We start from the raw sequence: 19,367 nt of genomic DNA on the forward strand, positions 1-19,367 counted from the left end.
CTAACCGCTGTTACACGCCCGTCGACAAACCCGGACAACCTCGCCCTAAAGCACGGGCGTTCGACTGCCGAGGATCTCCGGCCCCCGGCACACGCCCTGACCTGCGCCGCCGCCGCGCGACGGCACAGGCCATTGCCTCACTCCGAGCTAGACCGCCGCGCCCGCGTCGCACGCCTGTGCCCGCAGCGACCGCGCCAGGTCGTCGCGTGCTTCCAGGACCAGACGGCGCAGGGCCGGTGCGGACGACTCGTGCGCGGCGAGCCACTCGTCGGCCGTCGCCAGCGTCGCCGCGTCGCCCTGGAGGTGCGGGAAGAGGCCCCGCACCACGTCCATGCCGATCTGGATGGACCGCTCGGCCCACACCCGCTCGATCGCCGCGAAGTACTTGGACACGTACGGCGCGGCGAGCTCCCGCTGCGACGGCTGGGCGAAGCCCGCGATCGTCGCCTCGACCAGCGCGTTGGACAGCTGGTCGGACTCCACCACGGCGGCCCAGGCCTGCGCCTTGACGGCCGCCGAGGGCCGCGCGGCCAGGCACCGCACCTGGTGCCGCTTGCCGGAGGCGGTGTCGTCCCTGGCCAGTTCGGCGGCGAGGGCCTCCTCGTCGGCGGCGCCGTGCGCGGCCAGCGGACTCAGGAACGCCCAGCGCAGCTCCTGGTCGACCTCCAGGCCGTCGATCTTGGCGTTGCCGTCCAGGAAGCCCTGCAGCAGCTGCAGGTCGGCCGACGACGACGCCACCGACGCGAAGAACCGCGCCCACGTCAGCTGGTGCTGGCTGCCCGGCGCCGCGATCCGCAGCTCCCGCAGCGCGCCCTCGGCGAGCGCCCTGCCGCCCTCCTCGCGCCACTCCGGCGCGGCATAGTGCGTGAGGGCGGAGTTCGTCCAGGCGTGCAGCATCTGCAGGACGCCGATGTCGCTCTCCCGCCCGGCGAAGCGCAGCACGAGGCCGATGAAGTCCCGCGCGGGCATGAGCCCGTCCCGCGTGAGGCTCCACAGCGCGGACCAGCACAGGGCGCGGGCCAGCGGGTCGGTGATGTCGCCGAGGTGGTCCCGCAGCGTGGCGAGGGAGTTCTCGTCGAAGCGGATCTTGCAGTACGTCAGGTCGTCGTCGTTGACCAGGACGAGCTCGGGCGCCGACTCGCCGGCGAGCTCGGCCACGACCGTGCGCGGCCCGTCGACGTCGACCTCCGCGCGCGCGTACCGCTCCAGGTCGCCGCCCGACGACCGGCGGTAGAGGCCCACGGCCACGCGGTGCGGGCGCAGCTCGGGGTGGGACTCGGCGGCCTCCTGGAGGACGGAGAGCTCGGTGATCCGACCCTCCGCGTTCAGGATGACCTGCGGGGTCAGGGAGTTGACGCCGGCCGTCTGGAGCCAGGCGCGCGACCAGGACGCCATGTCGCGCCCGGAGGTCTCCTCCAGGACCGAGAGCAGGTCGCCGAGGACCGTGTTCCCGTACGCGTGCCGCTTGAAGTAGCGCCGGGCGCCCTCAAGGAACGCGTCCCGCCCCACGTACGCGACGAGCTGCTTGAGGACCGATGCGCCCTTGGCGTACGTGATCCCGTCGAAGTTGAGCTTGGCGTCCTCCAGGTCGCGGATGTCGGCCGTGACCGGGTGCGTGGAGGGCAGCTGGTCGGCGCGGTAGGCCCACGCCTTGCGGTTGTTGGCGAAGGTGATCCAGCCGTTGGTGAAGCGGGTCGCCTCCACCATGGAGAAGGAGCCCATGAAGTCGGCGAAGGACTCCTTGAGCCACAGGTCGTCCCACCACCGCATGGTGACGAGGTCGCCGAACCACATGTGCGCCATCTCGTGGAGGATGACGTTGGCCCGGCGTTCGTACGACGCCTGGGTCACCTTGCCGCGGAAGATGAACTCCTCGCGGAAGGTCACCAGGCCCGGGTTCTCCATCGCGCCGAGGTTGTACTCCGGCACGAACGCCTGGTCGTACTTCCCGAACGGGTACGGGTAGTCGAAGTTGTCGTGGAAGAAGTCCAGGCCCTGCTTGGTGACGAGGAAGACGTCGTCGGCGTCGAAGTGCGGGGCGAGGCCCTTGCGGCACATCGCGCCGAGGGGGATCTCCAGGCGGGTGCCGTCGTCGAGGACGCGCGTGTAGGAGTCCGTCACGTAGTGGTACGGGCCCGCGACGACCGCCGTGATGTACGTCGAGATCGGCTTGGTCTCGGCGAACTTCCACACGCCGTCGGCCAGCTCGCCCTCGCCGTTGGACCACGCGGTCCAGCCCTCGGGGGCCTGGACCGAGAAGCGGTAGGGCGCCTTCAGGTCGGGCTGCTCGAAGTTGGCGAAGACGCGGCGGGCGTCCGCCGGTTCGTACTGCGTGTACAGATAGAGCTCGCCGTCCTCCGGGTCGACGAAGCGGTGCATGCCCTCACCGGTGCGGCTGTACGCACACTGGGCGTCCACCACCAGTTCGTTCTCCTCGGCCAGATCCTCCAGCGTGATCCGGGTGCCGTCGAAGACCTCGGAGGGGTCCAGGTCCTTGCCGTTGAGCGACACCGCGGTGACGCTCGGCGCGATCAGGTCGGCGAAGGTCGCGGCGCCCGGCTCGGCGCCGCGGAACCGGATCGTGGTGACCGAGCGGAACGTGCGCGGCTCCTGACCGCTCTCGCCGACCGCCGACCGCAGGTCCAGGAAGACCTCGTAACCGTCGACGGAGAGCAGCGCGGCCCTCTCGCGGGCCTCGTCGCGGGACAGATTCTCACCGGGCACGGGCGGCACTCCCTTGTGACTCGCATGACTCGTACGAATGTCTACGATCCTCGCATGTGCCGTCTGCGGCCGACATCCGGGAATGCCCCGGTGTGCCACGGACGTTTCCCCGGCCAGATGCGAACGGATTCCCTAGGGAGAGACATGTCCGAGAACGGCAGCAAGACCCCCGTCGACTTCTGGTTCGACCCGCTGTGCCCCTGGGCCTGGATGACGTCCCGCTGGATGCTGGAGGTCGAGAAGGTCCGTGACGTGGAGGTCCGCTGGCACGTCATGAGCCTGGCCGTCCTGAACGAGGACAAGCTCGACGATCTCCCCGAGGAGTACCGCGAGATGCTGGAGACGAAGGCCTGGGGCCCCGTCCGCGTCGTCATCGCCGCCCAGCAGAAGCACGGCGACGAGGTCCTCGGCAGGCTCTACACCGCGCTCGGCACCCGTTTCCACAACCGTGGCGAGGGCCCGACCCGCGAGGCGGTCGTCGGCGCCCTGGCGGACGCGGGCCTGCCCGCCGACCTGGTCGACTTCATGGACTCGGACGCGTACGACACGGAGCTGCGCGCCTCCCACAAGGAGGGCATCGACAAGGTCGGCCAGGAGGTCGGCACGCCGGTCATCGCCGTCCCCGGCGCCGACGGCGAGCAGGTCGCCTTCTTCGGCCCGGTCGTGACCCCCGCCCCCAAGGGCGAGGCGGCGGCGAAGCTCTGGGACGGCACCCTGCTGGTGGCCTCGACCCCGGGCTTCTACGAGATCAAGCGGACCCGCACCCAGGGCCCCATCTTCGACTGACGCCCCGAAAAGAACCGGCGCGTACAGAAAGGCCCCCGTGAGTCACGTCCTCACGGGGGCCTTTCCTTCATCCGCCTGCCTCGGCGAAAGTTGAGAAGACGATCACGAGGCAGGACGTTTTTCCACGGGGTGCGGCGTCACGGGGCCAGCAGGAGGCTGTTCACCCGCTCCTTGGCGGCCGCGTAACGCTTGGCCACGTCCTGCCAGTTGACGACCTGCCACATGGCCTCGATGAAGTCGACCTTCTGGTTCTTGTACTGCAGGTAGAAGGCGTGCTCCCAGGCGTCGAAGACCAGGATCGGCGTCGAGCCCTGGCCGACGTTGCCCTGGTGGTCGTAGACCTGCTCGACGATGAGGCGGTTGCTGAGCGGCTCGTAGGCGAGCACGCCCCAGCCGGAGCCCTGCGTCGTCGCCGAGGCCTTGGTCAGCTGGGCCTTGAACTTGGCGAAGGAGCCGAAGGACTCGGTGATCGCGTCGGCGAGGTCGCCCACGCCGTCCGCGGCCAGCGGCTCGCCGCCGCCGCCGTCCTTCGGGCTGTTCATGTTGTGCCAGTAGATGCTGTGCAGGATGTGGCCGGAGAGGTGGAACGCGAGGTTCTTCTCCAGGCCGTTGATGGCGCCCCACGTCTCCTTGTCGCGCGCCTCCTCCAGCTGCTCAAGAGTGTCGTTCGCGCCCTTCACGTACGCCGCGTGGTGCTTGTCGTGGTGCAGCTCGATGATCTGCGGGTTGATGACAGGTTCGAGCGCCGCGTAGTCGTACGGAAGTTCAGGAAGCGTGTAAATGGCCATGATCCGAGCCCTCCGACTGCTGCTCTGCTGTGATTCTCAAGTTATTGCAACTGCTTCGCAAGTGCAGGCTAGCAGCAGCTACTGGGAGAAGTTGATCAGCCCTTCGTCCTAGGTCCGCGCGGGAACATCCGCGTACGCCTCCGCGTGCCCGGCCATGCGAAGGAGCCCCGGACCACCTGGTCCGGGGCTCCTTGGGGGAGGTCAGTGCCTAGACGGCCGCCGCCCGCCTCTCCGCGAGCTTCTGCCGCACGATCCCGATGACGGCGAGCGCCAGCGTCAGACCGCCCGTGGCGAGCAGCTGCTTGCGCGTGTCGGGCTGGTCGGTCATCAGGTAGAAGATGTACGCCATGGCGGCGAGCGCCACCCACGTCAGGAACGGGAACGCCCACATCCGGATGACGAGCTTCTCCGGGGCCTCGCGCTCGGTCCTGCGGCGCAGGATGAGCTGCGAGACGGCGATGAAGATCCAGACCATCAGGATCATCGCGCCGATCATGTTGAGCAGCCACGGGAAGACGTCGTCCGGACGCCAGTAGCTGAGCAGCACGCAGACGAAGCCGAAGACGGAGGAGGCGAGCACCGCGAGGCGCGGCACGCCGCCCGAGACCTTGCCGAGCGCCTTCGGGCCCTGGCCGCGCTCGATCAGGGAGTACGACATGCGCGAGGCGCCGTAGATGTTGGCGTTCATCGCGGAGAGCAGGGCGACCAGGACGATGACGTTCATGATCTCGCCGGCGCCGGGGATGCCCAGGTGGTCGAGCGTGGCGACGTACGGTCCCTTGGCGGCGACCTCCTTGTTGTCCCACGGCAGCAGCGTCACGACGACGAGCATCGAACCGACGTAGAAGACGGCGATGCGCCACATCGCGGTGCGCACGGCCTTCGCGACGCTCTTGACCGGGTTCTCGGACTCGGCGGCGGCGATCGTGACGGTCTCCAGGCCGCCGTACGCGAAGACGGAGGCGAGGAGGCCGATGATCAGGCCGTCCGTGCCGTTCGGCATGAAGCCGCCCTCGCCCGTCAGGTTCTCCAGGCCGGGGGCCGGGTTGTCCGAGCCCGGCAGGACGCCGAGGATCGCGAGGACGCCGATGCCGAGGAAGAGCGTGATGGCGCCGACCTTGAGGGCGGCGAACCAGAACTCGAACTCGCCGAAGTTCTTCACGGCCGTCAGGTTGGCGCCGCAGAACACCAGCATGAAGAGGGCGACCCACACCCACTCGGGGCTGTCGGGGAACCAGCCCACCATGATCTTGGCGGCGCCGATGCCTTCGAGTCCGACGGCGACGCAGAGCAGGAACCAGAAGCCCCAGCCCGCGGTGAAGCCCGCCCAAGGGCCGATGGCGCGCTCGGCGTGGACCGAGAAGGAGCCCGACGCGGGGTTCGCGGCCGACATCTCACCGAGCATGCGCATCACGAGCATGACAAGTGCGCCGGAGACGGCGTAGGCGAGGACGATCGAGGGACCGGCCGCGGCGATGCCCGCCCCGGAGCCCACGAAGAGCCCGGCTCCGATCACACCACCGAGCGCGATCATGGAGAGGTGCCGCTGCTTGAGGCCGTGGACCAGCGGGGAGTCGGCCTTCGGTGCTTCGTCGGGTGCTGCGTCCTGTTGGGTGGACGTCCGAGACATGGGCGTGCCCTGTTCAGTAGCCGAGACGGGGGAGCGAGGGGCCCACAGTCTGAGGTCCGGTACCGCTGACAGGGAACACTTGACCGCTATACGGACACGACGCTCACACGTTGTGAAGGATCGCGCACGACAAGTTCACCTGTTGTTCACGCAGAGCTCGTCGTGCGGGTCGCGCGCCACTCCCGCAGCCCCGCGACCGCCAGGACGAGCGCCGTCGCCCCCGCCGACCACAGCAGCTGCGGCCGCGCGTCGGCGTCCGTCAGCATCAGCCCGAGCACGGCCGCCATCGCGGCCAGCGCCGCCCACGTCAGATACGGGAACGCCCACATCCGCAGCACGAGCCGCTCCGGCGCCTCGCGCTCGATGCGCCGCCGCAGCCGCAACTGCGACACCGCGATCAGCGCCCAGACGAAGAGCAGCACCGCGCCGACGGAGTTGAGCATGTAGAGGAAGACGGAGTCCGGCCACTTCAGATTGAGGACCACGGACACGAAGCCGAACGCGACGGACGCGAGGACCGCACGCCGCGGCACCCCGCCGCCGGACGCCTCGCCGCCGGACGTCCCGCGGCGGGACACCTTCAGCAGCGCCCTCGGTGCCTCGCCGCGCTCGGCCAGCGAGAAGACCATCCGGGAGGACCCGTACAGGTTGGCGTTCAGCGCGGAGAGCAGCGCCACGAACACCACGATGTTCATGATCGTCCCGGCGGACGGCACCCCGATCGAGTCGAGGACCGTCACATACGGACTGACCCCCGCCTGCTGCGCCGTCCAGGGCAGCACCGTCACGATGACCAGCATCGACCCGACGTAGAAGAAGAGGATCCGGTAGACCGCGCTGCGCACCGCGCGGGCCACCGAGCGCACCGGGTCGTCGGACTCGGCGGCCGCGATCGTCACGACCTCAAGGCCGCCGAACGCGAAGACGACGGCGAGGACGCCCGAGACGACACCGGACCAGCCGTGCGGCAGGAACCCGCCCTGACCGGTCAGATTCGTCAGGCCCACCGGGTCCGTCTCCGGCAGCACGCCGAAGACCGCGAGCAGGCCGAGGACCAGGAACGCGATGATCGCGAAGACCTTGAGGGTCGCGAACCAGAACTCGAACTCGCCGAAGTTCTTCACCGACGCGAGGTTGGCCGCCGTGAAGACGACCATGAAGAGCAGCACCCAGGCCCACTGCGGCACCGCCGGCGCCCAGCCGTTGGCGATCTGCGCGGCGCCGGTCGCCTCCACGGCGAGCACCACGACCAGCAGGAACCAGTAGAGCCAGCCGACGCTGAACCCCGCCCAGCGGCCCAGCGCGCGCTCCGCGTGCACGGAGAACGAACCCGAAGCGGGCATCGCCGCCGACATCTCGCCGAGCATCCGCATCACACACATCGCGAGCGCCCCCGCGATCAGATACGAGACGACGATGCCGGGGCCCGCCACCGAGATCCCGGCGCCCGATCCCACGAAGAGCCCGGCGCCGATGACACCGCCCAGGCCGAGCATGGTGAGGTGACGCTGCTTGAGGCCGCCGCCGAGGGGCTCGGGTCCGGACCCCGTCGCGGGCAGGCTGTCCGGTGGTGCGTCGTGCATGGTGCTCAGGCTGCTCTCGGGGCTCACAAGACTTTGGCGGGACTCCACAGTCTCTCCGGGGCGCGGCCCCTCGCGCAAAACGGGGCACCCACCCGCCGACCTCAGTGACGAGCATCACGCCGTCCGAGGTGTACACGAACCCCTTTGTACGGAGCCCACCAAGGCCCCGCCCCCGGGTTGTCGGCCGATGACCGTGTTGCCGCCGTGCCGCCTGGGATAGCGTCGACGCGTTCCCACCTGCCCACGTCCCCCGCGGAGTCCCCGATGAGCATCGCCGCTGCCACCACCCGCCCCGGCCAGGTCCTCGCCGACCTGCTGCCCGCGTCCCGTGTGAAGGACGCGGCGCTCGTGCTCGGCGGCGCCGCGCTCACCGGAATCGCCGCCCAGATCGCGGTGCCCGTGCCGGGCTCCCCGGTGCCGGTGACCGGCCAGACCTTCGCCGCGCTGCTCGTCGGCACGTCGCTCGGCGCCCGCCGCGGCTTCCTCTCCCTCGCGCTGTACGCCCTCGTGGGCATGGCGGGCATGCCGTGGTTCGCGCAGGCCGGCTCCGGCGTCGCGGCCCCGTCCCTCGGCTACGTCCTCGGCATGCTGCTCGCCGCCACCGTGGTGGGCGCCCTGGCCCGCCGCGGCGGCGACCGCTCCGTGCTGCGCACGGCGGGCACGATGGTCCTCGGTTCCGCGATCATCTACGCGGTCGGCGTCCCGTACCTGGCCGCCGCCACCGGCATGTCGATGACCCAGGCGGTCGCCGCCGGCCTCACGCCGTTCCTGATCGGCGACGCCCTGAAGGCCGCGCTCGCGATGGGCGTCCTGCCGACGGCGTGGAAGTTCCTCGACCGCTGACAGCGGACCGGAGCGCGTACGACGACGCCCCCGCGGAGAGATCCGCGGGGGCGTCGTCGTGTGTGGGAGAGGGGCGGGGTCAGGCGTCGACCGCGTCCCGGGGGCGGACCTTCTCCCGTACGAGCGAGAAGACGACCACGAAGGCGGCGGCGAGGAGCGAGAGCAGCACCTGCTTGCGGCCGGCCTCGTCGGTCAGCATGTAGACGAGGACGAACGAGATCATCGCGATCGTGACCCACGTCAGGTACGGGAAGAGCCACATCTTCACGACGAGCTTCTCCGGCTCCTCGCGCAGGATGATCCCGCGCATCCGCAGCTGCGTGAAGCTGATGATCAGCCACACGAAGAGGGCCACGGCGCCCGAGGAGTTCAGCAGGAAGTCGAAGACGGTGTCCTTCCACTGGTAGTTGAACCAGACGGCGACGAAGCCGAAGACGACCGAGCCGAGGATCGCGGCCTGCGGGACGCCCCGCGCGTTGGTGCGCGCGAAAGCCTTGGGCGCGTCACCGCGCTGGCCGAGCGAGAAGGCCATGCGGGAGGCGGTGTAGAGCCCGGAGTTGAGGCAGGAGAGCACCGCGGTGAGCACGATGACGTTCATGACCTGACCGGCGTGCGGGATGCCGATCGAGTTGAGCGCGGCGACGTAACTGCCGTCCTCGGTGATCGACTTGTCGTTCCACGGCAGGAGGGTGATGACGACGAGGATCGAGCCCAGGTAGAAGACGCCGATGCGCCAGATGACGCTGTTGGTCGCCTTGGTGACGGCGCGCTGCGGGTCCTCGGACTCGCCGGCGGCCAGCGTGACGATCTCGCTGCCCATGAAGGAGAAGACGACCATCAGCACACCGGTGAGGATGGCGCCCGCGCCCTTGGGCATGAAGCCGCCCGCGTCGGTGAGGTGCGCGAATCCGGCGCCCGGGTTGTCGGAACCCGGCAGCACGCCGAAGACGGCGAGCAGGCCGATGACCACGAAGCCGCCGATGGCGACGACCTTGATCCCGGCGAACCAGAACTCGAACTCACCGTAGGAGCCCACGGACACGAGGTTCGTGGCGGTGAGCACGACCATCACGATGAGCGCCCAGCCCCACTGCGGGACGGCGGGTATCCAGCCGTTGAGGATCACGGCGCCCGCGGTGGCCTCCACGGCGAGCACGACGACCCAGAAGAACCAGTAGAGCCAGCCGATGGAGAAGCCGGCCCAGCGGCCGAGCGCCTGGTCGGCGTAGGTGGAGAAGGAGCCGGAAGCGGGCCGTGCGGCGGCCATCTCGCCGAGCATCCGCATCACGAGGACGACCATCGTGCCGACGAGGGCGTACGAGACGAGGATCGCGGGTCCCGCGGCGGCGATGCCGGAACTCGAGCCGACGAAGAGACCGGCGCCGATCACACCGCCGATCGCGATCATGGAGAGGTGGCGGTTCTTGAGACCCGCTTTCAGGCCGTCGCCGGTGTCACCACTGTCGCCAGACCGCGGATCCCCAGGGGGATGGGGCGTGCTGTCTGCCTTCGCAAGGGAGGGTTGCGAGGTCATGGACGAATCCTTAAGTTCTCGGGTCACGAGCCCCCGCATTCAAACTCAGGGGTGAACGGGACGGAAGTCCTGAATCCGGATCGTTGTATTCCGGCCAAAAGGCCTGGACCAAGGTCCCGATCAGGAAGATCAAGATCCTGCCCGGTCGCGGCTACCCACCTCGCGGCGTGCCACACTCGGACCCATGCGCGTGTACCTCGGCTCGGATCATGCCGGCTACGAACTCAAGAACCACTTGGTCGAATGGCTCAAGAGCCACGGCCATGAGCCCGTCGACTGCGGGCCCCACATCTATGACGCCCAGGACGACTACCCGCCGTTCTGCCTGCGCGCCGCGGAGAAGACCGCCGCGGACCCGGAGGCCCTCGGCATCGTCATCGGCGGCTCCGGCAACGGCGAGCAGATCGCCGCGAACAAGGTGAAGGGCGTGCGGGCGGCCCTGGCCTGGAGCGAGCAGACGGCGGCGCTCGGCCGCGAGCACAACGACGCGAACGTCATCTCCATCGGCGGCCGGATGCACACGCAGGAAGAGGCGACGAAGTTCGTCGAGATCTTCCTGGCGACGCCGTACTCGGGTGAGGAGCGGCACACGCGCCGCATCGAGATGCTCTCGGCCTACGAGCAGACGGGTGAGCTCCCCCCCGTCCCGGCCCACCACCCCCAGCCGTAACGAGACCACGGGGCTCCACCCCGAACCCCGCTCCTCAAACGCCGGAGAGGCCGGCTTCCCCCGTGCCGGGGGCCTGTCAGCCAGTCCGGCGTTTGAGGACGACCTCAGCGCCGGAGAGGCCGGCTTTCCCCGTGCCGGGGATCTGTCAGCCCGTCCGGCGTTTGAGGACGAGCCCTCAAGGCGATTTGACCCGCACCACCCCCGGAGGGACCCCGTGCCGGAGGGGCACACCATTCATCGGCTGGCCCAGGACCACCTCGCCAGGTTCGCCGGACGCCCGGCGACGGTCCGCAGCCCGCAGGGCAAGTTCGGCGACAGCGCCGCCCTCCTCACCGGCCGGGTGATGGAGACCGCCGAGGCCCACGGCAAGCACCTCTTCCTCGGCTTCGCCGACACCGGCTGGATCCACATCCACCTCGGGCTCTTCGGCAAGTACACGCTGGGGGAGACCCCCGCGCCGCCCCCCACGGACACCGTCCGCCTGCGGCTCCTGAACGACGCGTACCACTCCGACCTCCGCGGCCCCACCACCTGCGCCCTCATCACGGACGAGGAGAAGCGGGCGATACACGACCGGCTGGGCCCCGACCCGCTGCGCCCCGCGGACGCCCCGGACAACGACCCGGCGAGGGCCTACGCCCGCATCTCGCGCAGCCGCACCACGATCGCCGCGCTCCTCATGGACCAGAAGGTCATCGCGGGCGTCGGCAACGTCTACCGCGCGGAGGTCCTCTTCCGGCACGGCATCGACCCGTACACCCCGGGCAAGGACGTCACCGAGGCGCAGTGGACCGCGATCTGGGCGGACCTCGTCGACCTGATGCACGAGGGCGTACGCCTCAACCGCATCGACACCGTCAGGCCCGAGCACACCCCGGAGGCGATGGGGCGCCCGCCGCGCGTCGACGACCACGGCGGCGAGGTGTACGTCTACCGCAGGGCGAACATGCCCTGTCACCTCTGCGGCGGCGACATCCGCACCGCGGACCTGGCGGCCCGCAACCTCTTCTGGTGCCCCACCTGCCAGCGCCCCGCCTGAAGCCCCCGGCCAGAACTCAGAAGCCGTGCGGCAGCCAGGGCGCCACATCGGACCCGAAGGCCACCGACGCCTCGGCCAGCGCGCCCCTGCGCAGCTCCCGGACCCGGTCCGCGGCCGCCAGCGAGGTGAGGGACGCACCGCCGAGGTAGGCGGCGCCCAGTTCACGTACCGACAAGGAGAGGTCGGCCGCGTCGGCCGTGCGCTCGCACGACGCGCCCTTCGCGTCGCCGGTGAGGCGCCAACGGCCCTCGTTCCAGGGACAGAAGGCGTCCTCGACCTCGAACACCACGTCCAGCGGCGTCTGGTACGTCCGCGCCTCCAGGGCCGCGCCCACCTCGACGAGCCGCACGTACAGCGAGTCCCGCACCGTGACCTGGCAGCGGCGGATGTCGGAGACCAGCTGCAGCAGCGCGTCGTCGACCGGACGGTTGCGGACGACGACCGACGACGTCAGGTCGATCTCGAACAGGAAGCGCCACAGCGCCGCGTACGCCGCCGGGTCCACGCCCTCGACGTCCTGCACCTGCACCGAACCCTTCGGCCCCTGCCAGTCCCACTCGGGCTTCACCGCGAACCGCGCGTACCCGACGAGTTCGCCCGCCCGCTCGGCGACCACGCACTGCAACGGCGACGCGCCGTTGCGCTCGCTCTGCGGGTCGAGCAGCGCGAGCCGCTCCCAGCCCGGCTGCCGGGCCGTCATGCCCGGACGCTCCGTCACGCGCCGTGCGTACAGGGCCTCGCAGGCCTCGTGGACGTCGGCGGGCCGAACGTACCGAAGATGTACGTCGTCCGTCCCGGCGGGCACGGACAGCGACACCCGCGTCGTGTCGATGTCGGCCTTCATGTGCCGGGTCGCCGCGCCGTACCCGAACCGGCCGTAGATGACCGGCTCGGACGCGGTGAGCACGGCCAGCGGCTCGCCCCACGCGCGGACGTCGTCCAGCTGCCGTCGCATCATCGACGTCAGGATGCCGCGCCGCCGGTGTGTGGCCGCGACGCCGACCATCGTGACGCCCGCCGTCTCCACCAGCGCACCGCCGGGAACGGCCATGCGGAAGGAGAACGCCCCCGCCGTCCCCACGCACGCGCCCCCGTCCCACACGCCGATCGACCGGTCGTGCTCGGTGAGCGCGCGCCAGAGCTCACGTTCCTCCTCCGACTCGGCGACCCCGCCGAACGCGAGCTCCAATGTCGCGTACCACGCGTCCCAGTCGGCCTTCCCGAGCACCCGCACGTCTGTCGTCATATGCCATGCCTACCAGTGCGGTACCGCCCGATGCGACGGCTTTTTCCCCGTCCGTGCCCCCGCCGTGACCCCGTGACCGACCGCACTCCGCATGCCTCTGACGGGGGACAACCGGGACCTCCCGTGCGAAGTACGCGGCCCGCTGGATAAGGTCCACGAGCAATGGAGGTACGAGCGGAAGCCGACACGTTCACGGCCCGGATGAAGAAGAGACTGCACCGGGCCCGCATCGTGCTGCGCAAATCCGGGGTCGACTACTTCCGCGGCGACGGCTCCGACTGGGTCGCCCTGGCCGGTCTGCTCCTGACCATCCCGGTCATCACGACCTGCACGATCATCAACAACGAGTGGTTCTCGCCGTCCGCGCTGGTCCTCCCGATCGTCGCCGGCGGCCTGCTGCTGCGCCCCGCCAGCCTGCTCGGCCTCTACGCCGCATCGGCGGTGGCCCTGATCGTGGAGTCCGTCCGGCTCGGGCCGTACACGGAGGGCGCCGCCCGCGTCACGCCCGGCACGGTCCTCGTGGTCGCCGCCTGCGGCTTCTTCGGACTCCTCATCGCCCAGTTCCGCAGCCGGGTCGGCGTGCCCTGGCGCGGCGGCGGCACCATGCTCTTCGACCTGCGCGAACGCATCCGCGTCCAGAGCAAGCTGCCGAAACTGCCGCGCGGCTGGCACCGCGAGATGGCGCTGCGCCCGGCCGGCGGCCAGTCCTTCTCCGGCGACTTCGTGGTCGCGGCCCGCACGAACGGCGGCCGCACCCTGGAGGCCGTCCTCACCGACGTCTCCGGCAAGGGCATGGACGCCGGTTCCCGCGCGCTGCTGTTGTCCGGAGCCTTCGGCGGCCTGCTCGGCTCCCTGCCCCCGCACGCCTTCCTGCCGGCTGCCAACGGCTACCTCCTCCGCCAGGACTGGGACGAGGGCTTCGCGACCTCCATCCACCTGGTCCTCGACCTGGAGACCGGCGACTACGAACTCTTCTCCGCGGGCCACCCGCCGGGCCTCCAGCTCAGCGCGGGCAGCGGCCGCTGGGAGGAGAAGACCGGCCAGGGCCCGCTCCTCGGCGTCTACGACGGCGCCCAGTTCGACCCCGTCAAAGGCGTCCTGCGCCCCGGCGACGTCCTGATGCTCTTCACCGACGGCCTCGTCGAGACCTCCGACCGCGACATCGCCGAGGGAATGGACCGCCTCACGGGCGAGGCCGACCGCTACGTGGCAGGAGGCTTCCACGGAGCGGCCTGGCACCTCATCGAGGCCGTGGCGAAGGACGTCAACGACGACAGGGCTCTGCTGCTGATCTGCCGGGAGGCGTGACGCTCGGGCCACCTCCGTGGCCGTCGCCGCTTCCGCCGCCCGGCAGCACCCGCGCCAGCCAGTCCGAGCGTCCCGCGGCCAGAGGCCCGAGGACCGCCAGCAACAGCACGTACCCCGCGATGAAGGGGGAGAGGCGTTCGTCGAGGCCCGCGCCCGCTGCCATCGTGGCGAGGATCAGGGCGAACTCGCCGCGGGCGAGGAGGGTCGTGGAGATGTTCGCCGCGGGGCCCGCGCCGAAGCCGTACACGCGTGCCGCGCCGAGTCCGGCCAGGACGTTCATCAGGAGGGTGACCGCGACCGCCGCGAGGACCGGCCAGAGCACGACCGGGAGGTCGCCGGGGTCGATGGAGAGGCCGAAGGCGAAGAAGAAGATCGCGCCGAAGGCGTCCCGCAGCGGGTGGACCAGGGTGCGGATGCGGTCGCCGGAGGCCGTGCTGCCGAGCATCAGGCCGACCATGAACGCGCCGATCGCGTCGGCGACGCCGAACCATTCGGAGACTCCGGCGACGAAGACGGCGACGCCGAGGAAGGAGATGACGAGGAGTTCGTCGTCCCGGGTGTCCATGAGGCGGCCGACGAGCCTGGTGCCGAACCGGGCCGCGAGGGCCAGCAGGAGCAGGAAGCCGAAGGCCTTGCCGCCGTCCATCACGGCGGCGGCCAGGCTGTCCGCGCCGGACAGGATGGGCTGCAGCGCCGCGAGGTAGAGGGCCAGGAAGATGTCCTCGACCACGATGATGCCGAGGATCGGCTTCGTCTCGGGGTTGCCGAGCCTGCCGGTGTCGACGAGGACTTTGGTGACGATCGCCGATGAGGAGATGCCGAGCACTCCGGCGAGGACCAGCGCTTCGGAGGTGCCCCAGCCGAGCGCGAATCCGAAGCCCAGGCCGGCGCCGACGTTCAGGGCGAGATAGGTGCCTCCGGCGACGGCCATCTTGCGGCCGCCGGTCTTGAGGTCGTCCATGTGGAACTCGAGGCCGAGGTAGAAGAGCAGCAGGACCAGGCCGAGCGCCGAGAGCATTTCCAGGTCGTGGGGGTCGGAGACCAGGACCACGCCGGGGGTGTGGGGGCCGAGGAGGATCCCGGCCAGGATGAAGAGCGGGATGGTGGGGAGTCCGATGCGGCCGCCGAGGCGGGCGAGGACGGCGGCGGCGAGAAAGGCGCCGCCCATGGCTATCAAGGTGTCTGCGTGTCCGATGGGCCCGTTCCTCACATAGGGGTGGCAAGAGGGGAACAAATGAGAATGGCAAAGGAAGCGTCAAGAACGCGTCAATACTTAGGTTACCAAACGATCGGTTCGGTGTCCCTGAACGCACTTGGTGGGGTTCTCCCCACCCCCGGTTCGCCAGCCGCCCTCATGGTCCACACCACCCCCGTCTCCGTACGTTCAAGAGGTCGAATTCGTACGGAGAGGTGGCAGGGACATGGGGCTGCGGCGGAAGAAGAACCGAGTCGTCGAGGAGGACGTCCGCGTTCTCGGCGGGGCGATCGACGACCGGGCCGTCCCCGGCGGGACACCCGGTGACTGGGCCGTGGAACTGCGCGGCGTCCGCCGTCAGTACGGCCGCGGCTCCGGCGCCGTCCACGCCCTCGCCGGCATCGACCTCGCCCTGCCCCGCGGCAGCTTCACCGCCGTCATGGGACCCTCCGGCTCCGGCAAGTCGACCTTCCTGCAGTGCGCCGCCGGCCTCGACCGGCCGAGCGGCGGCACCGTCCGCCTCGGCGGCACCGAGATCACCGGCATGAGCGAGAACAAGCTCACCGCCCTGCGCCGCACCCGCCTCGGCTTCGTCTTCCAGGCCTTCAACCTGCTGCCGTCGCTCACCGTCGAGCAGAACGTCGTCCTGCCCATGCGCCTCGCGGGCCACCGCCCCGACCGCCGCAAGGCCGCCGAGATGCTCACCCGCGTCGGCCTCGGCGACAAGGGACGCCGCCGCCCCGGCCAGCTCTCCGGCGGCCAGCAGCAGCGCGTCGCCATCGCCCGCGCCCTGATCACCCAGCCCGACGTGATCTTCGCCGACGAGCCGACCGGCGCCCTCGACACCACCACCGCGACCGAGATCCTCGGCCTGCTGCGCTCCGCCGTCGACAGCCTCGGCGCCACCGTCGTCATGGTCACTCACGACCCGGCGGCCGCCGCCCACGCCGACCGCGTCCTCTTCCTCGCCGACGGCTCGATCGTCGACCGCCTGGAGCGCGCCTCCGCCGCGCAGATCGCCGCCCGCATGACCGCCCTGACCGCGCCCGCCGCCTACGCGGGGGTGGCCGCGTAATGGCGTACGTCCCCAACGGCCTGGCCCGCGCGGCGGTCCGCTTCAAACCCGCCGCCTTCGTCGGCACCTTCGTCGCCCTGATGATGGCCTCGCTGATCGTGGCCGCCTGCGGCATCCTCCTGGAGACGGGGCTGCGCGCCTCCGTACCGCCCGAGCGGTACGCGGACGCCCCCGTCGTCGCCGCCTCGAACCAGTCCGTCCACTTCGTCACCGGCAGCGGCGACAGCAAGTCCGAGTCCGACACACCCCTGCCCGACCAGGCCCGCGTCGACGACTCCCTGGTCGCCGAGGCCGCCTCGGTGCCCGGCGCCCGCACCGCCGTCCCCGACGTCACCTTCCCCGTCAAGTCCGGCGACAAGGACGTCACCGCCCACGGCTGGGGCTCCACCGCCTTCACCGGCGAGCAGCTGACCGCGGGACGCGCCCCGCACCCCGGCGAGGTCGTCCTCGCCGCCCCGGGCGCCTCCGTCGGCGACCGCACCACCCTCACCACCGCGGACGGCCCGCGCGACTTCCGCGTCTCCGGCACCGTACGCACCGGGAACACAGCCCCCACCGCCTGGTTCGCCGACTCCGAGGCCGTCCGCGTCTCCGGCCACCCCGGACGCGTCGACGCCATCGCCGTCCTGCCCGACAAGGGCGTCACCGCCGACACCCTCAAGTCCCGTGTCGCGCACGCACTCGGCGACAAGGCCGAGGTCCACACCGGCGACGACCGCAGCGAAGCCGAAGGCTCCTCGCTCGCCTACGCCAAGGAGATGCTCACCGGCCTCGGCGGCTCCTTCGGCGGCATCGCCGCCCTCACCGCCGTCTTCACCGCCGCGGGCACCGTAGCCCTCTCCGTCGGCCAGCGCGCCCGCGAATACGCCCTGCTGCGCGCCATCGGCACCACCCCCCGCCAGATCCGCCGCACCATCGCCACCGAGGCCCTGCTCGTCGCCCCCGCCGCCGCGGCCGTCGGCCTGCTGCCCGGACTCGCCCTGGCCCACTGGTGGTTCGGGCAGCTGAAGGAGAAGGGCGCGATCCCCGAGGGCGTCGAGCTGTCCGTCTCCTTCATCCCGCTCGTCAGCGCCGCCGGTGTCGCCGTCCTCACCGCGCTCGGTGCCGGTTACCTGGCCGCCCGCCGCCCCTCCCGCATCAAGCCGGGCCAGGCGCTCGGCGAAGCCGCCGTGGAGCGGATGCCGCTCGGCTGGATCCGCACGCCGCTGGGCATCGCCGCCGCCGTCGGCGGCACGATCTTCGCCGGGTTCGCCGCGAGCAACACCGGCGACGACGCGGCGAACGCGGCCCTCGGCGTCGTCATGCTCTTCATGCTCGCCGTCGCCCTGCTCGGCCCGCTCGTGGCCCGCGGCTGCGCCGCCCTGTTCGGCCTCCCGCTGCGCGGCGCCGGCGCGTCCGCCTCCCTTGCCGCCGCCAACTCCCGCTCCAACGCCCGCCGTCTGGCCTCCGCGATCACCCCGATCGTGCTCGCCATGGCCTTCTCCTCCGTCCTCGTCTTCATGCACACCAGCGAGGAGCGGGTCGCCGCCGACCAGCAGCGCGCGGGCATCACCGCCGATCACATCGTCACCTCCGACGGAGGCCTCGCCCCGGGGACGCTGGCGAAGGCCGCCGATGCCAAGGGCGTCACCGCCGCCGTCGGCCTGCTCAAGTCCTCCGTGCTCGTGCCGGTCGGCTCGGGCGGCGACCGCTGGCTGGAGTCCGTGTCCGCGCAGGGCGTCACGGGCACGGCCGCCGGGTTCGCGAAGGTCCAGGACCTGAAGGTCGAGACGGGCGCCCTCAAGCTCGGCAAGGGCCAGATCGCCGTCGACGCCGCCCTGGCCGACTCCGCCCACGTGCAGACCGGCGACCGCCTCGCCATCCGCCTGCCCGACGGCACCAAGGCCTCGCCGACCGTCGTCGCCACGTACGGCAGGGGCCTCGGCCTCTCCCAGGTGACCATGCCCGCCGCCGACCTGAAGCAGCACGTCACCTCGGCCTTCGCCACCGAGATCTGGACCAGCGGCGGCTCCGCGCAGGCGCTCTCCGGACTCGGCACCCTCCAGGACCGCGACGGCTACGCCACCGCACGGTCCATGGACAACGAACTCAACGCCTGGGCCAACACCACGATGGCGGCCGTACTCGGCGGCTTCGCGGCCATCGCCGCGATCAACACCCTGGTCATGACGGTCCTGGACCGCCGCCGCGAACTCGGCACGCTGCGCCTGATCGGCTCCACGCGCCGCCAGGTGCTGCGGATGATCCGCTGGGAGGCGCTGCTCGTGGCCTGCGCGGGCATCGTCATCGGCTCGGCCATCGCGTTCGCCACGCTCGTCCCGATGATGAAGGGCCTGACCGGCGAGTCCCCGTACGTCCCGCCGCTGGTGTACGGCTCCTTCGTGGGCGCGGTCCTGATCATGGGCCTCGCCTCCGCGACGATCCCGGCGAGACACGCTCTAAGGTCGGCGGCATGACGCCCGCAGGCCAGAACCCCGAGACGCTGTCCCTGCCCGAGGTCGAGGCCCTCGCCCGCGAGGCCCACGCCGGCCAGACGGACAAGGCGGGCCGCCCCTACGCCGAACACCTCGAGGCCGTGGCCGAGGGAGTGCGGCGGCGGGGCGGCGACGACGAGCAGATCGCGGCCGCCTGGCTGCACGACTCCGTCGAGGACGACGCCCTGTCGGAGCGGTGGCTCGCCGACGCCCCGCTGACCCGGCGCACCAAGGACGTCGTCCTGGCCCTCACCAAACGCGCGGGCGAGCCCCCGGAGGCGTACGCCGCACGCATCCTCGCCACCCCCGGCGCCCGCCTCGTGAAGGAGGCGGACCTGGCGCACAACGCGGACCCGGCCCGCCTCGCGGTGCTCGACGCAACGACAAGGGCGCGCCTGACGGCGAAGTACGCCACCATGCGCGCCCTGCTGGGATTCGGGGAGCACCCGGTCCCGTAGCTCTCGCGGGAGCT

15 protein-coding genes are annotated in these 19,367 nt (G+C 71.0%); 8 read left to right on the forward strand and 7 right to left on the reverse strand.

Features of this window, described 5'->3' with window-relative positions; translation table 11 throughout:
• Nucleotides 1-147: 147 nt before the first annotated feature.
• Nucleotides 148-2,724, reverse strand: coding sequence for an aminopeptidase N (pepN, locus tag DEJ48_RS25810; protein WP_150218641.1), 2,577 nt, complete (start codon nucleotides 2,722-2,724; stop codon nucleotides 148-150).
• Nucleotides 2,725-2,868: 144 nt separating this feature from the next.
• Between pepN and DEJ48_RS25815 the strand changes: the two genes are divergently transcribed.
• Nucleotides 2,869-3,510, forward strand: a complete 642-nt coding sequence (locus DEJ48_RS25815) for a DsbA family protein (RefSeq protein ID WP_150218642.1) — start codon at nucleotides 2,869-2,871, stop codon at nucleotides 3,508-3,510.
• Nucleotides 3,511-3,647: 137 nt separating this feature from the next.
• Here the strand turns inward: DEJ48_RS25815 and DEJ48_RS25820 are convergent, their stop codons facing one another.
• The 3 genes from DEJ48_RS25820 to DEJ48_RS25830 form a co-directional block, all read right to left on the reverse strand.
• Nucleotides 3,648-4,298 (reverse strand): superoxide dismutase, encoded by a 651-nt coding sequence (locus DEJ48_RS25820; protein WP_055701917.1) that lies wholly within the window; start codon nucleotides 4,296-4,298, stop codon nucleotides 3,648-3,650.
• 208 nt (nucleotides 4,299-4,506) lie between these two features.
• Nucleotides 4,507-5,928 (reverse strand): amino acid permease, encoded by a 1,422-nt coding sequence (locus DEJ48_RS25825; protein WP_150218643.1) that lies wholly within the window; start codon nucleotides 5,926-5,928, stop codon nucleotides 4,507-4,509.
• A gap of 146 nt (nucleotides 5,929-6,074) precedes the next feature.
• Nucleotides 6,075-7,511 carry an amino acid permease gene (locus DEJ48_RS25830; RefSeq protein WP_150218644.1) on the reverse strand — a complete coding sequence of 479 codons (1,437 nt, stop codon included), beginning with the start codon at nucleotides 7,509-7,511 and terminating at the stop codon, nucleotides 6,075-6,077.
• A gap of 264 nt (nucleotides 7,512-7,775) precedes the next feature.
• Here DEJ48_RS25830 and DEJ48_RS25835 point away from each other — a divergent pair, with 264 nt between their 5' ends.
• On the forward strand, nucleotides 7,776-8,354 hold the full coding sequence (locus tag DEJ48_RS25835; RefSeq protein WP_150184124.1) for a biotin transporter BioY: 579 nt from the start codon (nucleotides 7,776-7,778) through the stop codon (nucleotides 8,352-8,354).
• A gap of 79 nt (nucleotides 8,355-8,433) precedes the next feature.
• Here DEJ48_RS25835 and DEJ48_RS25840 read toward each other — a convergent pair whose 3' ends face one another.
• Nucleotides 8,434-9,888 (reverse strand): amino acid permease, encoded by a 1,455-nt coding sequence (locus DEJ48_RS25840; protein ID WP_150218645.1) that lies wholly within the window; start codon nucleotides 9,886-9,888, stop codon nucleotides 8,434-8,436.
• Nucleotides 9,889-10,072: 184 nt separating this feature from the next.
• Here DEJ48_RS25840 and DEJ48_RS25845 point away from each other — a divergent pair, with 184 nt between their 5' ends.
• Together DEJ48_RS25845 and DEJ48_RS25850 are read left to right on the forward strand one after the other, a co-directional pair.
• Nucleotides 10,073-10,558, forward strand: a complete 486-nt coding sequence (locus DEJ48_RS25845) for a ribose-5-phosphate isomerase (protein WP_150218646.1) — start codon at nucleotides 10,073-10,075, stop codon at nucleotides 10,556-10,558.
• A 214-nt stretch (nucleotides 10,559-10,772) separates the two neighbouring features.
• Nucleotides 10,773-11,597: an Fpg/Nei family DNA glycosylase gene (locus tag DEJ48_RS25850; RefSeq protein WP_150218647.1), complete on the forward strand. Its 825-nt coding sequence runs from the start codon at nucleotides 10,773-10,775 to the stop codon at nucleotides 11,595-11,597.
• Between the two features lie 16 nt (nucleotides 11,598-11,613).
• Here DEJ48_RS25850 and DEJ48_RS25855 read toward each other — a convergent pair whose 3' ends face one another.
• Nucleotides 11,614-12,843, reverse strand: coding sequence for a GNAT family N-acetyltransferase (locus DEJ48_RS25855; protein WP_150218648.1), 1,230 nt, complete (start codon nucleotides 12,841-12,843; stop codon nucleotides 11,614-11,616).
• Between the two features lie 162 nt (nucleotides 12,844-13,005).
• Here DEJ48_RS25855 and DEJ48_RS25860 point away from each other — a divergent pair, with 162 nt between their 5' ends.
• On the forward strand, nucleotides 13,006-14,151 hold the full coding sequence (locus tag DEJ48_RS25860) for a PP2C family protein-serine/threonine phosphatase (protein ID WP_150218649.1): 1,146 nt from the start codon (nucleotides 13,006-13,008) through the stop codon (nucleotides 14,149-14,151).
• Here DEJ48_RS25860 and DEJ48_RS25865 read toward each other — a convergent pair.
• The gene (locus DEJ48_RS25865) at nucleotides 14,108-15,319 is read right to left on the reverse strand and encodes a cation:proton antiporter (protein WP_150218650.1); all 1,212 of its coding nucleotides are present in this window, start codon (nucleotides 15,317-15,319) and stop codon (nucleotides 14,108-14,110) included. The two genes, DEJ48_RS25860 and DEJ48_RS25865, sit on opposite strands and share 44 nt — an antisense overlap.
• 253 nt (nucleotides 15,320-15,572) lie before the next feature.
• Here DEJ48_RS25865 and DEJ48_RS25870 point away from each other — a divergent pair, with 253 nt between their 5' ends.
• From DEJ48_RS25870 to DEJ48_RS25880, 3 genes are read left to right on the forward strand one after another with little or no spacing between them, the layout of a single operon-like run.
• Nucleotides 15,573-16,421 carry an ABC transporter ATP-binding protein gene (locus tag DEJ48_RS25870; RefSeq protein ID WP_190537581.1) on the forward strand — a complete coding sequence of 283 codons (849 nt, stop codon included), beginning with the start codon at nucleotides 15,573-15,575 and terminating at the stop codon, nucleotides 16,419-16,421.
• The gene (locus tag DEJ48_RS25875; RefSeq protein WP_150218651.1) at nucleotides 16,421-18,877 is read left to right on the forward strand and encodes an FtsX-like permease family protein; all 2,457 of its coding nucleotides are present in this window, start codon (nucleotides 16,421-16,423) and stop codon (nucleotides 18,875-18,877) included. Before DEJ48_RS25870 ends, DEJ48_RS25875 begins: the two co-directional genes overlap by 1 nt.
• Nucleotides 18,874-19,353 (forward strand): HD domain-containing protein, encoded by a 480-nt coding sequence (locus DEJ48_RS25880; RefSeq protein ID WP_150218652.1) that lies wholly within the window; start codon nucleotides 18,874-18,876, stop codon nucleotides 19,351-19,353. Before DEJ48_RS25875 ends, DEJ48_RS25880 begins: the two co-directional genes overlap by 4 nt.
• Nucleotides 19,354-19,367 lie beyond the last annotated feature (14 nt).

Source organism: Streptomyces venezuelae (genome assembly GCF_008642315.1).
In the GTDB taxonomy this organism is placed as follows: Bacteria; Actinomycetota; Actinomycetes; order Streptomycetales; family Streptomycetaceae; genus Streptomyces; species Streptomyces venezuelae_D.

What these genes read in the sequence shown, in the direction of transcription:
- DEJ48_RS25845 (WP_150218646.1), top strand. Translation starts at nt 10,073, where the DNA reads ATGCGCGTGTACCTCGGCTCGGATCATGCCGGCTACGAACTCAAGAAC.
- DEJ48_RS25865 (WP_150218650.1), bottom strand. Translation starts at nt 15,319, where the DNA reads ATGGGCGGCGCCTTTCTCGCCGCCGCCGTCCTCGCCCGCCTCGGCGGC.
- DEJ48_RS25875 (WP_150218651.1), top strand. Translation starts at nt 16,421, where the DNA reads ATGGCGTACGTCCCCAACGGCCTGGCCCGCGCGGCGGTCCGCTTCAAA.
- DEJ48_RS25840 (WP_150218645.1), bottom strand. Translation starts at nt 9,888, where the DNA reads ATGACCTCGCAACCCTCCCTTGCGAAGGCAGACAGCACGCCCCATCCC.
- DEJ48_RS25820 (WP_055701917.1), bottom strand. Translation starts at nt 4,298, where the DNA reads ATGGCCATTTACACGCTTCCTGAACTTCCGTACGACTACGCGGCGCTC.
- DEJ48_RS25860 (WP_150218649.1), top strand. Translation starts at nt 13,006, where the DNA reads ATGGAGGTACGAGCGGAAGCCGACACGTTCACGGCCCGGATGAAGAAG.
- DEJ48_RS25880 (WP_150218652.1), top strand. Translation starts at nt 18,874, where the DNA reads ATGACGCCCGCAGGCCAGAACCCCGAGACGCTGTCCCTGCCCGAGGTC.
- DEJ48_RS25825 (WP_150218643.1), bottom strand. Translation starts at nt 5,928, where the DNA reads ATGTCTCGGACGTCCACCCAACAGGACGCAGCACCCGACGAAGCACCG.
- DEJ48_RS25835 (WP_150184124.1), top strand. Translation starts at nt 7,776, where the DNA reads ATGAGCATCGCCGCTGCCACCACCCGCCCCGGCCAGGTCCTCGCCGAC.
- DEJ48_RS25870 (WP_190537581.1), top strand. Translation starts at nt 15,573, where the DNA reads ATGGGGCTGCGGCGGAAGAAGAACCGAGTCGTCGAGGAGGACGTCCGC.
- DEJ48_RS25855 (WP_150218648.1), bottom strand. Translation starts at nt 12,843, where the DNA reads ATGACGACAGACGTGCGGGTGCTCGGGAAGGCCGACTGGGACGCGTGG.
- DEJ48_RS25830 (WP_150218644.1), bottom strand. Translation starts at nt 7,511, where the DNA reads ATGCACGACGCACCACCGGACAGCCTGCCCGCGACGGGGTCCGGACCC.
- DEJ48_RS25815 (WP_150218642.1), top strand. Translation starts at nt 2,869, where the DNA reads ATGTCCGAGAACGGCAGCAAGACCCCCGTCGACTTCTGGTTCGACCCG.